Origin of the sequence: Bacillus sp. EKM202B, from assembly GCF_011066025.1 — a bacterium.
Classification (GTDB): Bacteria; Bacillota; Bacilli; order Bacillales; family Bacillaceae_G; genus Bacillus_A; species Bacillus_A toyonensis.
In genome coordinates this window covers 523,492-537,371 of record NZ_JAAMNK010000001.1, presented here as the reverse complement: position 1 = coordinate 537,371, position 13,880 = coordinate 523,492, and the positions used below count along the sequence as shown (strand labels likewise).

At 36.1% G+C, this 13,880-nt stretch carries 13 protein-coding genes; all 13 read left to right on the top strand.

What is annotated here, in order from left to right; all coding sequences use genetic code 11:
• The first annotated feature begins 13 nt into the window (after positions 1-13).
• The 13 genes from G9F74_RS02825 (at position 14) to G9F74_RS02765 (ending at position 13,786) form a co-directional block, all read left to right on the top strand.
• Complete coding sequence (locus tag G9F74_RS02825) at positions 14-406, top strand: Asp23/Gls24 family envelope stress response protein (protein ID WP_000807630.1); 393 nt, start codon at positions 14-16, stop codon at positions 404-406.
• Between the two features lie 347 nt (positions 407-753).
• Positions 754-1,146, top strand: a complete 393-nt coding sequence (gene nusB, locus G9F74_RS02820) for a N utilization substance protein NusB (RefSeq protein WP_000830246.1) — start codon at positions 754-756, stop codon at positions 1,144-1,146.
• A 23-nt stretch (positions 1,147-1,169) separates the two neighbouring features.
• Positions 1,170-2,030, top strand: coding sequence for a bifunctional methylenetetrahydrofolate dehydrogenase/methenyltetrahydrofolate cyclohydrolase FolD (gene folD, locus G9F74_RS02815; RefSeq protein ID WP_000226729.1), 861 nt, complete (start codon positions 1,170-1,172; stop codon positions 2,028-2,030).
• Between the two features lie 26 nt (positions 2,031-2,056).
• Positions 2,057-3,415, top strand: a complete 1,359-nt coding sequence (gene xseA / locus G9F74_RS02810) for an exodeoxyribonuclease VII large subunit (protein WP_016109084.1) — start codon at positions 2,057-2,059, stop codon at positions 3,413-3,415.
• Entirely contained in the window at positions 3,405-3,635 is a 231-nt protein-coding gene (gene xseB / locus G9F74_RS02805; RefSeq protein WP_000428977.1) for an exodeoxyribonuclease VII small subunit, read from the top strand. Before xseA ends, xseB begins: the two co-directional genes overlap by 11 nt.
• Positions 3,635-4,525 carry a (2E,6E)-farnesyl diphosphate synthase gene (ispA, locus tag G9F74_RS02800; protein WP_000150368.1) on the top strand — a complete coding sequence of 297 codons (891 nt, stop codon included), beginning with the start codon at positions 3,635-3,637 and terminating at the stop codon, positions 4,523-4,525. Before xseB ends, ispA begins: the two co-directional genes overlap by 1 nt.
• A gap of 301 nt (positions 4,526-4,826) precedes the next feature.
• Entirely contained in the window at positions 4,827-6,719 is a 1,893-nt protein-coding gene (gene dxs / locus G9F74_RS02795) for a 1-deoxy-D-xylulose-5-phosphate synthase (RefSeq protein ID WP_000366442.1), read from the top strand.
• Positions 6,720-6,722: 3 nt separating this feature from the next.
• Positions 6,723-7,565, top strand: a complete 843-nt coding sequence (locus G9F74_RS02790; protein WP_001274740.1) for a TlyA family RNA methyltransferase — start codon at positions 6,723-6,725, stop codon at positions 7,563-7,565.
• Positions 7,566-7,707: 142 nt separating this feature from the next.
• Complete coding sequence (gene argR, locus G9F74_RS02785; protein WP_001032581.1) at positions 7,708-8,157, top strand: arginine repressor ArgR; 450 nt, start codon at positions 7,708-7,710, stop codon at positions 8,155-8,157.
• Positions 8,158-8,418: 261 nt separating this feature from the next.
• The gene (recN, locus tag G9F74_RS02780) at positions 8,419-10,158 is read left to right on the top strand and encodes a DNA repair protein RecN (RefSeq protein ID WP_000947740.1); all 1,740 of its coding nucleotides are present in this window, start codon (positions 8,419-8,421) and stop codon (positions 10,156-10,158) included.
• Between the two features lie 118 nt (positions 10,159-10,276).
• Positions 10,277-11,575 carry a SpoIVB peptidase gene (spoIVB, locus tag G9F74_RS02775; protein WP_002048975.1) on the top strand — a complete coding sequence of 433 codons (1,299 nt, stop codon included), beginning with the start codon at positions 10,277-10,279 and terminating at the stop codon, positions 11,573-11,575.
• A gap of 288 nt (positions 11,576-11,863) precedes the next feature.
• Positions 11,864-12,658 (top strand): sporulation transcription factor Spo0A, encoded by a 795-nt coding sequence (gene spo0A / locus G9F74_RS02770; protein WP_000411416.1) that lies wholly within the window; start codon positions 11,864-11,866, stop codon positions 12,656-12,658.
• Between the two features lie 153 nt (positions 12,659-12,811).
• Positions 12,812-13,786, top strand: coding sequence for a tyrosine-type recombinase/integrase (locus G9F74_RS02765; RefSeq protein ID WP_016109083.1), 975 nt, complete (start codon positions 12,812-12,814; stop codon positions 13,784-13,786).
• Positions 13,787-13,880 lie beyond the last annotated feature (94 nt).

Genomic DNA, 13,880 nt, shown 5'->3' with positions numbered 1-13,880 from the left:
GGAGGTTTTTTTCATGGCTGAACATATGTTAGATATGGGTCAAGATACAACTCTTGGTAAAGTAGAAATTGCACCAGAAGTAATTGAAGTAATTGCAGGTATTGCAGCTGCTGAGGTAGAAGGTGTGGCGGCAATGCGTGGTAATTTTGCTACAGATGTTGTTGAGAAGTTAGGTAAGAAAAATCATGGTAAAGGTGTAAAGGTTGAATTAGCAAACGAAGATATTATCGTTGACCTTTATGTTGTAATGTATTTTGGTGTAGCAATTCCGGTTGTTGCACAAAAGATTCAAGACAATATTCGCCAAGCACTCTTTACAATGACAGGACTTGAGCCAAAAGAAGTGAATGTTCACATCGTTGGCGTAACATTCGAAACACAAAAAACAGAAATTGAACCAGTGTAAGAATGAAAAAGGTGCCTAGTAACATAGGCATCTTTTTTATCGTTTCATTTCTTCACAAATTACAACCCTCTAATTGTTATACTATTTCAAAAAATAAGAAATGAAAAAGAAAATGTTTCGTTTTTCCAAAAAACGTACATTGTGATAAGATATGGAACTTGAAGTTAATCTTTTTATTATTTTTCAGCCTTGTAACCCGTGTGTGAAACGATAAATTGTGTTATTATCATTGTATTATAAGGTTGGAAAATCAATGAAAACTGTAAGAGTAAGTGAATTGACGGCTTATAAATTATAATAATATAACAAAGCATAAGGAAAGACTTGAAGCATAAAGGAGAGTTACAATGAAACGTAGGACGGCTAGAGAAAGAGCTATGCAAGCATTATACCAAATGGATATTACAGGTGAATTAGAACCGAAGGTAGCGGTGGAAAATACGCTAGATGAAGGTGAAGAAACAAATGAGTTTTTAGAATCACTTGTTGTAGGATTTGTAGACAATAAAGAAGAGATTGACGCAGCAATTCGTCAAAACTTAAAAAAGTGGAAGCTTGAGCGTATTAGTATTGTTGATCGCAGTATTTTACGTGTAGCTGTGTATGAAATGAAGTACATGGAAGAAATTCCACACAACGTAACAATTAACGAGGCAATTGAAATTGCTAAAACATTTGGGGATGAGGAATCTCGTCGTTTTATTAACGGCGTTTTATCTAATATAAAAGATACACTGTAATTTCTTTAAGGGGGAATCTTAAAATGGTAGCAGTAATCATCAAAGGAAATGAAGTTGCGGAGAAAAAACGAGCACAATTAACAGAAGAAGTTGTGAAGTTGAAAGAGCAAGGGATTGTACCAGGATTAGCAGTGATTTTAGTGGGAGAAGATCCAGCATCTCGTTCTTACGTAAAAGGAAAAGAAAAAGGCTGTGAACAAGTAGGAATTTATTCTGAGCTAATTGAACTTCCTGAAACGATTACTGAGGAACGTTTGCTTGCTGAAATCGATCGCTTAAATGGCGATGACCGCATTAATGGCATATTAGTGCAATTACCTTTACCAAAACATATTGAAGAAAAAGCTATCATTGAAAGAATTTCACCAGAAAAGGATGTAGATGGATTTCACCCAATCAGCGTGGGACGTATGATGACGGGACAAGATACATTCCTTCCATGTACACCGCATGGTATTGTAGAATTAGTAAAAGAAACGAATCTTGATATTTCGGGAAAACATGTTGTAATAATTGGAAGAAGTAATATTGTCGGCAAACCAGTGGGGCAATTGTTCTTAAATGAAAATGCAACTGTCACATATTGTCATTCTAAGACGCAAAATATTAAAGAATTATCGAAGTTAGCTGATATTTTAATCGTAGCTGTTGGACGACCTAAAATGGTAACAGCTGATTATATGAAAGAAGGCGCGGTTGTAATTGACGTTGGTGTGAATCGATTAGAAACAGGCAAGCTTTGTGGTGATGTTGACTTTGACAACGTGTTAGACGTTGCGGGTTACATTACGCCTGTGCCAAAGGGTGTTGGTCCAATGACGATTACAATGCTTCTTCATAATACTGTTGAATCTGCCAAACGCGCAGGTGTCGTTTGTAAATAATTTGAGTCGGCTATGAGGAGAGAGAAATGGAGAAACAATATTTAACCGTTACAGCATTAACACGCTATATAAAAACAAAAATAGAATATGACCCGCATTTACAGTCTGTTTGGTTAAAAGGTGAAATTTCCAACTTTAAAAATCATAGTCGTGGTCACATGTATTTTACATTGAAAGACGAAAATGCCAGAATCGCAGCGGTTATGTTTGCGGGTCATAATCGTAATATTAAATTCAGACCTGAAAATGGGATGAAGGTACTTGTAAAAGGGAAAATCTCTGTTTACGAGGCGAGTGGTTCTTATCAAATTTATATTCAAGACATGCAACCTGACGGAGTCGGAAATTTGCATTTGGCTTACGAACAATTAAAAGTTCGTTTAGAGGAAGAAGGATTGTTTTCTCAAGTTTATAAAAAAATAATCCCTCCTTATGCTAAAACAATAGGGGTAATTACGTCGCCAACAGGAGCTGCGATTCGTGATATCATAACAACGATTAAACGTCGTTATCCAATTGGGAAGGTTATTGTATTTCCAGTACTTGTACAGGGGGAGTCAGCAGCTCCCTCGATTGTACAAGCGATTCGTACAGCGAATGAAATGGGAGATATAGATGTATTAATTGTTGGGCGCGGGGGAGGTTCTATTGAGGAATTATGGGCTTTCAATGAGGAAGTGGTTGCAAGAGCAATCTTTAAGAGCGAAATTCCTATTATTTCAGCAGTAGGGCATGAAACAGATTTTACAATCGCAGATTTTGTTGCCGATTTACGTGCACCAACACCGACTGCAGCAGCTGAACTAGCAGCACCGAACGTTATAGAGTTACAAGAAAAGGTATTACAAAGAACTCTAAGATTGCAAAGAGCAATGAGAGAGTTAGTACATAAAAAAGAAGAAAAATTACAAGTATTGCAAAAATCTTATGCATTCCGTTATCCAAGACAAGTATATGAACAAAAGGAAGAGCAATTAGATAGAGCGTTAGAACAGCTTGTTTTAGCGAAAGAGCGCTACATTGATAAAAAGGTGAATCAGTTAAAACAGCTTTCATTTTATTTAGAGAAGCACCACCCGTCTCAAAAAATTATACAAACAAAGGTAGCGATTGAAACGTTGCAAAAGCAATTACAACGTGAAATGCAAACATTATTTCAAACGAAAGAATTTGCCTTTGTAAGAGCTGCTCAAAAACTTGAAGCATTAAGTCCGCTTAAAGTAATGATGAGAGGGTACGGGCTTGTATATGATGAAGAGAAGCAAGTGTTAAAAAGTGTGAAAGATGTCAGCCTTGGAGATGCTGTTTCAGTTCAATTACAAGATGGAATACTAGATTGTAGCGTATCAGGCATAGAGGAGCGTGAATTGAATAATGGAAAATAAAGTGAGTTTTGAAGAGGCAATTTCGCAACTTGAGCATCTCGTATCTAAGCTAGAGCAAGGTGATGTACCTTTAGAAGAAGCGATTTCTTATTTTAAAGAGGGTATGGAATTATCTAAGCTTTGCGATGAGAAGTTGAAGAACGTACAAGAACAAATGGCAGTTATTCTTGGAGAAGATGGAGAGCTTGAACCGTTTACTGCTTTAGGAGATGAAGCATAGTGACAATCGCTTTTGATACTTTTTTGAAAGAAAGTAAAACTTTCGTAGAAGAGAAGCTTGTAAGCTATGCAAATGAATTACAATGTCCAAATGTACTTCGGGAAGCGATGGCATATTCTTTGGAAGCGGGTGGAAAACGTCTCCGCCCGTTACTTTTATTTGCAACATTACAAGCGTTTGGGAAAGAAAGAAATCTTGGAGTAGGTGCAGCTTGTGCTCTTGAAATGATACATACATACTCGTTAGTTCATGATGATTTACCTTGTATGGATGATGATGATTTAAGAAGAGGAAAGCCCACGAATCATAAAGTATTTGGTGAAGCAATGGCAGTTTTAGCAGGAGATGGTTTGTTGACGTATGCTTTTCAAATTGTTATGGCATATGAGCAAAAAGAAATCTCTGCTGAAAAAAAAGTAAGACTTGTACTTGAGCTTGCAAAAGCAGCTGGGCCGGAAGGAATGGTTGGCGGACAAGTGGCGGATATGGAAGCTGAAGGGAAACAACTTACGATTGATGAGTTAGAGTATATTCATAAGCATAAGACCGGGAAACTACTTGAATTCGCTGTACTTGCAGGAGCGATACTTTCTAATGCTACAAAAGAGCAGGAAGAAAAGTTACTTGAGTTTGCAAAAAATATTGGCCTAGCTTTCCAAATTCGAGATGATATTTTAGATGTAGAAGGAACCGAAGAAGAGATTGGAAAACCGATTGGTAGTGATGTTTCCAACGAAAAGAGCACATATACGACGTTATTTACTGTAGATAGAGCAAAGAATATTTTAGAAGAAACAATTGCAAAAGCAAAAGATGCGATTAGCTCCTTGCAATTACAAGATGAATATTTACTATCTATTTGCGATTTGATTGCAAAACGTAATAACTAATATAACAGCGTTTTCATTTGTTGAGTCATTCATCATTTTATGATATAAATGTAGGAAAAGGTTTTTCTTTTCTTGTTATTGGCAAAAATATATGTAGATTACATTGCCGTTATCACTTCGTGTTAGCGGCTATTTTTTTCAACGCATAAAGAAATATGGTTTATAATAGGATTAGGGCACAATAGACTAGTTGATAGCAGGGTAAGATAAAGGATAGAAAAGAAAATTTCTTGTGTTGTGTAAATGTTTTTTATAATATTTGACATGTTGACAGATTATGAAATGAAAGTGAGTGATCCATGTGGATCTAACGCAAATTCAAAACCCTAGTTTTTTGAAAGATATGTCTATCAGTGAACTAGAGGGATTGAGTGAGGATATTCGTAAATTTTTAATTGAAGAGCTCTCTCAAACAGGTGGACATATTGCACCTAACTTAGGTGTAGTAGAACTCACAATTGCTCTGCATAAATTATTTGATAGTCCGAAAGATAAATTTTTATGGGATGTAGGACATCAATCCTATGTACATAAAATTTTAACAGGACGTGCGAAGGAATTCGGTACATTAAGGCAATATCAAGGTCTATGTGGTTTTCCAAAACGTTGTGAGAGTGAGCACGATGTATGGGAAACAGGTCATAGCTCGACATCACTATCTGCTGCAATGGGAATGGCTTTAGCACGTGATTTAAAGAAAACGAAAGAATATGTTATACCAATCATTGGAGATGGTGCTTTAACAGGTGGAATGGCCTTAGAGGCATTGAACCATATTGGGCATGAAAAAACAGACATGATTGTTATTTTGAATGACAATGAAATGTCAATTGCACCAAACGTTGGTGCGCTTCATAATGTACTTGGTCGTTTACGTACCGCAGGAAAATACCATTGGGTAAAAGATGAACTAGAGTATATATTGAAAAAAATCCCAGCAGTCGGTGGAAAAGTGGCTGCAACAGCAGAGAAAATAAAAGATAGTCTTAAATATTTACTAGTATCAGGCGTCTTTTTCGAAGAGTTAGGCTTTACATATTTAGGTCCAGTCGATGGGCACGATTATGAAAAGTTATTCGAAACGTTGCAATATGCAAAGAAAACAAAAGGTCCAGTACTTGTTCATGTGATTACGAAAAAAGGAAAAGGTTATAAACCAGCTGAGAGTGACGTAATTGGAACTTGGCATGGAACAGGCCCGTATAAAATTGAGTCAGGTGACTTCGTTAAACCGAAGGAAGTTGCACCAGCATGGAGTGCTGTTGTTAGTGAAACAGTACTTAAGTTGGCGAGAGAAGATGAGCGTATTGTTGCAATTACGCCTGCAATGCCTGTTGGATCGAAACTTGAGAAATTCCAAAAGGAATTCCCGAATCGTATGATCGATGTAGGTATTGCAGAACAGCATGCTACAACAATGGCAGCAGGTATGGCAACGCAAGGGATGAAACCATTCTTAGCAATTTATTCAACGTTTTTACAAAGAGCATATGACCAAGTTGTTCATGATATATGTCGTCAAAATTTAAATGTTTTCATCGGAATAGATCGCTCTGGATTAGTAGGAGCAGACGGTGAAACACATCAAGGTGTATTTGATATCTCGTTTTTACGTCATTTACCGAATATGGTAATAATGATGCCAAAAGATGAAAATGAAGGGCAACATTTAGTGTATACGGCGATGCAATATGAAGATGGACCAATCGCTTTACGTTATGCACGTGGTAATGGTCTTGGCGTTCATATGGACGAAGAATTAAAGGCAATTCCAATCGGCACATGGGAAACGTTAAAAGAAGGTACGCAGGCAGCTATTTTAACATTTGGTACGACAATTCCAATGGCAATGGAAGCAGCAGAGCGTCTTGAAAAGGCTGGAGTTTCAGTGAAAGTAGTGAACGCTCGCTTTATTAAACCAATGGATGAAGCGTATTTACATGATCTCTTAGGAAAAAATATACCGATTTTAACGATTGAAGAAGCTTGTTTAATCGGTGGTTTTGGAACTGGAGTAGTTGAATTTGCATCTGAGAACGGATACCATAGTGCATTAATTGAAAGAATGGGTATTCCAGATCGTTTCATAGAGCACGGTAGTGTAACAAAATTATTAGAAGAAATTGGTTTAACGACAGATGCTGTTGTAGACCGTATTCATACAATGATTCCATCAAAACAAAAAAGGGCGTAACAAATGAGTGCAAAAAAAGAAAGAGTAGATGTACTATTAGTAGAGCGAGGGCTTATAGAAACACGTGAGAAAGCGAAACGTGCTATTATGGCTGGACTCGTATATGCGAATGAGATGAGACTCGATAAGCCAGGAGAGAAGATCCCACAAGATACAGAGATTACGGTAAAGGGACAAGTTATGCCGTATGTAAGCCGTGGTGGTTATAAACTTGAAAAGGCACTGGAGACATTTCATCTAGATTTACAAGATAAAGTTATGATAGATATTGGTTCATCAACTGGTGGCTTTACAGATTGTGCGCTTCAAAATGGAGCGAAACTATCTTATGCATTAGATGTAGGATATAATCAATTGGCGTGGAAATTGCGTCAAGATGAGCGTGTTGTCGTAATGGAACGTACAAATTTCCGTTACGTGACACCAGCAGACTTAGAGCGTGGTTTACCACAATTTGCTAGTATAGATGTTTCATTTATATCATTAAAACTAATACTGCCAGTTTTAAAAACAATGCTTATGCTTAACGGTGATGTAGCAGCGTTAATTAAACCGCAGTTTGAAGCTGGAAGAGAGCAAGTTGGGAAAAAAGGCATTGTTCGTGATAGAAAAGTGCATGAAGCTGTCGTGGAAATGATTGTCGATTTTGCTTTAAAAGAAGGCTATGATGTAGAAGGTTTAACATTCTCACCGATTACGGGTGGAGATGGTAATATTGAATTCTTAATTCATTTAAAATGGCATGGTGAACGTGATGAGAGTGGCAAAAATCATTCTCCAATTTCTATTGAGCAAGTTGTTACAGAAGCGCATGACGTTCTAAAACAAAAAGGAAAAGGGGAATAACATATGTTGTTCCTCTTTTTGCTGTAATTGTATAATGATTGTAAAAACAATTGTGTACAAGTAACGAATTATAAGTTAACATAAATAAGTGAAGTATACCAATGTTTAAACTATGGTAAGAGATAGTGTGAGGTGCAAATGTATGAATAAAGGTCAGCGCCATATTAAAATCAGGGAAATTATTGCGAACAAAGAAATCGAAACACAAGATGAATTAGTTGATATTTTACGTAATGAGGGATTTAATGTAACGCAAGCAACAGTATCGCGCGATATTAAAGAACTGCACTTAGTGAAGGTGCCATTACATGATGGTCGCTATAAATATAGCTTGCCAGCAGATCAACGGTTTAACCCGTTACAAAAATTAAAACGAAATCTAGTGGATTCATTTGTAAAATTAGACACGGCAGGACATATGCTTGTGCTAAAAACATTGCCTGGTAACGCTCATTCACTTGGAGCACTTATTGATCATTTAGAGTGGGATGAGATCATCGGAACCATCTGTGGTGATGATACTTGCTTAATTATTTGCCGTACACCTGAGGATACAGGTGTTGTCTCTGATCGTTTCTTAAATATGTTGTAACAAAAAAATCTTGTTTGCTTTCCTCTGTAAAGTGGAAAGTGAACAGGATTTTTTTAGCGGTTAAAAATGTGAATTTTTAATTGTAATATAATATTTTGTTTGAATAAAATTAGAAAATAGGTGGATTGACCCGTAAAACGAATGTTTGGTACAATGGAGCGGGTTAGAAGAGTACATACAAACATATAGTATGACTATTTGAATAAAGAACTGAGAAAAGCCCTTAGTAGGGGATTAGTTTATAACGAGGTGAATGGGGCATTGTTATCGGAATTATCGATTAGAAACTTTGCTATTATTGAGGCATTAAATATTTCTTTTCAAAAAGGTTTAACAGTTTTAAGCGGTGAAACAGGAGCTGGAAAATCGATTATTATTGATGCGATTAGTTTACTTGTAGGTGGCCGTGGTTCAGCGGAATTTGTTCGATACGGAACAGAAAAAGCTGAGATAGAAGGGTTATTTTATGTGGAAGACGACAAGCATCCATGTATTGAAAAGGCAGAAGAGTTAGATATAGAAATAGAAGACGGCATGATTATTTTGAAGCGTGATATTGCTGCAAACGGAAAAAGTGTATGTCGTGTAAATGGGAAACTTGTTACCCTTAGTATATTAAAAGAGATTGGCAAAACGCTTGTTGATATTCATGGACAGCACGAAACGCAAGACTTAATGAATGAAGAGCGACATCTGTTTATGCTCGATCATTTTGATGGGGAGCGTATTGTTAAACAGTTGGATATATATCAAACTGTTTACGCTGACTATGAGAAATTAAAAAAACAATTGAAATCGTTAAGTGAAAATGAACAACAAATGGCACATCGCTTAGATTTAATTCAATTTCAGCATGAAGAAATCCGTAAGGCTGATTTAAAGATGGATGAAGAAAATGAATTAACTGAGGAACGATTGCAAATTTCTAATTTTGAAAAGATTTATAAAGCGTTAGGTGATGCATATCGTTCGTTAAGTGCTGACGGACAAGGATTAGATAATGTAAGAAGTGCAATGGGACAAATGGAGAGTATTACACATTTAGATGAAGTATATCAAGAAAATCATGATTCAATTGCAAATAGCTATTACTTATTAGAAGAAGTTGCGTATCAACTTAGAGAAAATCTCGATATGATGGAATATGATCCGAATCGTCTAGATGAAATTGAAACACGTTTAAATGAAATTCGTATGCTAAAGAGAAAATATGGAAATAATGTAGAAGAGATTTTAGCGTATGCTGATAAAATTGAGCAAGAAATTTTTACGATTGAAAATAAAGACGTTCATATTGAAGCGACGAAGAAGCAGTTAAAGGAATTAGAAAGTGTTATTCTGAAAGAAGCAACGTTGTTAAGTAATATGCGTCATGAACTTGCAGAGCATCTTACAAATGCTATTCATCAAGAATTAAAAGAACTATATATGGAAAAAACGAAATTTGAAGTGAGAATCATGAAGAGAGAAGGAAATGCAGAAGAACCTCTTGTGGAAGGCGCACCGGTGCACCTTACGGCGGACGGCTATGATCACGTGGAGTTTTATATTTCAACGAATCCCGGTGAACCGTTAAAACCACTTTCAAAGGTCGCTTCTGGTGGAGAGTTATCTCGTATTATTTTAGCTTTAAAAAGTATTTTTTCTAAACATCAAGGTATTGCATCTGTTATTTTTGATGAAGTGGATACTGGTGTGAGTGGTCGAGTTGCACAGGCTATTGCGGAAAAAATTTATCGTGTATCAGTAAACTCACAAGTGCTTTGTATTACGCACTTACCTCAAGTAGCTTCAATGGCGGATTCGCATTTATTTATTCGAAAACAGGTAGCGAATGATCGGACAATTACATCAGTTACCGTTTTAACTATGGAGGATAAAGTAACAGAAATAGCTCGAATGATTTCTGGTGTGGAAATTACAGATTTAACGACAGAACATGCGAAAGAGTTACTTACGCAAGCGCATCATTTTAAACAGACAGCAGAGGCTATCCAGTAATGGATAGCTTTTTTTCTCAAATGAAGATTTCTTAATTCTTCCGGTTATAAATAAAGCACTGCAAGGAGAGATTAAAAAGTGAAGCCAAGAGGCTGAATGTGGGGTAGGAGCGAGGAGAGTGAACAAATTGAAATTAGAAAGATTTCGAAAAATAATAGGTCTTTGTCTCCTTGTTTCTTTAGTTTTTATTGGATGTTTTAAGCCGCTTCGGACGTTTATTTCATCCCCGAAGCAACTTGTTGTTTTTGAAGGACAACAATCAGAAATAGCTTCATTACCAGTTTTTAAAGCTTCATCTACAAATAGCCATGTATTTACAGTGAGTTCGAATGAACAAAAACAAGGACTTATGGTAAATTCTCATCAAAATGGTGAAGCGGACATGGTGTTCCAAATCGCTGGTTTTCCAGTAAAAAAAGTAAATGTGAAAGTATTAAAAGATTTTAAAGTTATTCCAGGTGGACAATCAATTGGTGTGAAATTAAACACAAAAGGTGTACTTGTTGTAGGCCATCATTTAATTCAAACTGAAAAAGGTAAAATATCTCCTGGTGAAACAGCTGGTGTGCAAATTGGAGATATGATTACTGAAATTAATGGTAAAACAATTGAAAGAATGAGTGATGTCGCACCATTTATTCATAGTAGTGGTGAAACAGGTGAACCACTTAACCTTGTTTTGTTAAGAGATGGAAAATACATTCGCACGAAATTAACACCACAAAAAGACAGTGGGGAATCGTCTTATCGTATTGGCTTATATATTCGTGATTCGGCAGCTGGAATCGGAACAATGACATTTGTTCATCCAGATTCTATGAAATACGGAGCACTGGGTCATGTCATTTCTGATAATGATACGAAAAAGCCGATTCAAGTTGAAGATGGACAAATTATGCGTTCGACAGTTACATCGATTGAAAGAGGTAGTCATGGGAATCCAGGAGAGAAGTTAGCAAGGTTCTCACCAGATCGTGAAGTGATTGGCAATATTACAATAAATAGTCCGTATGGTATTTTTGGAAAATTAAATACAAATATGACAAACGGCGTAATGGATAAAGCAATGCCTATCGCATTATCTCATCAAGTAAAAGAAGGACCGGCAAAAATATTAACAGTTATTGATCAAGATAAAGTAGAAGCATTTGATATTGAAGTTGTTAGTACGGTACCGCAAAAATTTCCAGCTACAAAAGGTATGGTAATAAAAGTAACAGATAAGCGTTTATTAGCAAAAACAGGTGGTATCGTACAAGGGATGAGTGGAAGTCCAATTGTACAAAACGGGAAAGTAATCGGAGCCGTTACACATGTATTTGTCAATGATCCAACATCAGGGTACGGTGTTCATATTGAATGGATGTTACATGAGGCTGGAATTAATATTTATGATCAAGAAAAAAAAGCGAGCTAATTTATTCATTAGCTCGCTTTTCTATTGAAAAATTCGTTGAAATTTTGTAAAAGCTCCGCAAGAGATGTTTTTTGTTGTAAAATATAAGCAAAGGGTTGAACGTTTCGTTGTATTTCTATGATGGAATGTGTTGCGAAAGGGAATAAATGAACGATAAACATATTTTTTTGTGATTTTATCGGAAAGTAACAAACTTTAAAAGGGAATTTTCACACAATTGTCGAACAATTCATGTAGCCTAGAAGGATACACATGTCGGAGAATCGATTCGGTAAGGGAGGAAAAGCTGTGGAGAAAATTAAAGTATGTCTTGTGGATGATAATAAAGAATTAGTATCAATGCTAGAGAGTTATGTAGCTGCTCAAGATGATATGGAAGTAATCGGTACTGCTTATAATGGTCAAGAGTGTTTAAACTTATTAACAGATAAGCAGCCTGATGTACTCGTTTTAGACATTATTATGCCACATTTAGATGGTTTAGCTGTACTAGAGAAAATGCGACATATTGAAAGGTTAAGACAGCCTAGCGTAATTATGTTAACAGCATTTGGACAAGAAGATGTGACGAAAAAAGCAGTTGACCTAGGTGCTTCATATTTCATATTAAAACCATTTGATATGGAGAATTTAACTAGTCATATTCGTCAAGTGAGTGGCAAGGCAAATGCTACTATTAAACGTCCATTACCATCTTTCCGATCAGCAACAACAATAGATGGAAAACCGAAAAACTTAGATGCAAGTATTACGAGTATTATTCATGAAATTGGTGTACCTGCTCATATTAAAGGGTACATGTACTTACGAGAAGCGATTTCTATGGTGTACAATGATATCGAATTACTAGGGTCTATTACGAAAGTATTATATCCAGATATTGCAAAGAAATATAATACAACAGCGAGCCGTGTCGAGCGTGCAATCCGTCACGCGATTGAAGTAGCGTGGAGCCGTGGAAATATTGATTCTATTTCGTCCTTATTTGGTTATACAGTATCCATGTCAAAAGCAAAACCTACGAATTCTGAGTTTATCGCAATGGTTGCGGATAAGTTGAGACTTGAACATAAGGCTTCGTAAATGTTGATATAACAGTGTTTTTGATTGTTTAGCGGTAATGTAAAGTTACCAACAAACTTCTTTTCGTACCAACAAATAATGTTAATGCATTTTAATAAACACCGTCTTTTATTGGTTTGTAAATCAAACTAATGAGAGGCGGTGTTTTTTGTTTTGACTGAATTTGAATTACAGTTAGATAATTTTATGTTGTATTGTTCAAGTAAAAACTTATCGACTAAAACGCTGAAAAGCTATGACCAGACTCTAAATTTATTTTTATTGTACATGAGAGAGACGTATCAAGTGGAGGAAGCGGGAAAGGTAAAGGCCGTACACATTGGGCAGTATATTAAGTATTTAAAGGAACGTGGAAAGTACACCGTGGCTTCTACAACAATAGCTAATGATATTAATCGCCCGCATAACCGGACGGATTACAAAAAGCCACTAAGCGATACAACGATTGCTAACTATTTACGTAATATCAAAGTGTTTTTTAATTTTTTATTCCAAGTAGAACGAGAAATTAAAATAAATCCTGTTGAAAGCATTCAAAACATTAAACCGAAACGTAAGCAAAAACCTTTGTTGACGGAAGACGAAATCATACGCGTATTAAGAGTTTTTGATGTGACTACGTTTCATGGTTATCGTAATTGGATTGTTACTCGTTTGCTACTGGATACAGGAATGAGAATATCAGAGTGTTTAGAGTTATGTCCTGAAAAGATTGATTTTAAGCATAAAGCAATTTTAATTGAGAACTCGAAAAATAAGCAGCAACGTTACACGTACTTCTCATTTAAAATGGCCAATGATTTAAAACGGTGGTTATTGTATCGAGACCGTTATTCAAATAGTGATTATATGTTCCCTACAATTCGAGGAACGCAATTAGAAGTGCGAAACTTTGAAAAATCTTTACGTGAAGCGGGGAAAAGAGTGGGGGTATCAATACACCCGCACCAACTACGTAATAATTTTGCCAAGTATTATGTTCTAAATGGTGGAGACTGGGCCTCATTATCACGTATTTTAGGTCATTCTAGCGTAGAGGTAACTCAAAAAGCTTATTTAGATTTTACAGATTCAGAAATAGGTAAGAAGTATCAAAAACATTCACCCTTAAATCACTTGAAAGTTTAAAGCAAAGAGAAAAGCCGCCTATTGCAGTAGGCGACCAAAAGTTAAGTTTAAATTCAAAACTAAATAACGGAAATTTTGTGTATTCAACAACAAT

Bases quoted from the DNA above. Each gene is read 5' to 3' on its own strand.
- G9F74_RS02825 (WP_000807630.1), top strand. From the start codon at position 14: ATGGCTGAACATATGTTAGATATGGGTCAAGATACAACTCTTGGTAAA.
- nusB (WP_000830246.1), top strand. From the start codon at position 754: ATGAAACGTAGGACGGCTAGAGAAAGAGCTATGCAAGCATTATACCAA.
- folD (WP_000226729.1), top strand. From the start codon at position 1,170: ATGGTAGCAGTAATCATCAAAGGAAATGAAGTTGCGGAGAAAAAACGA.
- xseA (WP_016109084.1), top strand. From the start codon at position 2,057: ATGGAGAAACAATATTTAACCGTTACAGCATTAACACGCTATATAAAA.
- xseB (WP_000428977.1), top strand. From the start codon at position 3,405: ATGGAAAATAAAGTGAGTTTTGAAGAGGCAATTTCGCAACTTGAGCAT.
- G9F74_RS02790 (WP_001274740.1), top strand. From the start codon at position 6,723: ATGAGTGCAAAAAAAGAAAGAGTAGATGTACTATTAGTAGAGCGAGGG.
- argR (WP_001032581.1), top strand. From the start codon at position 7,708: ATGAATAAAGGTCAGCGCCATATTAAAATCAGGGAAATTATTGCGAAC.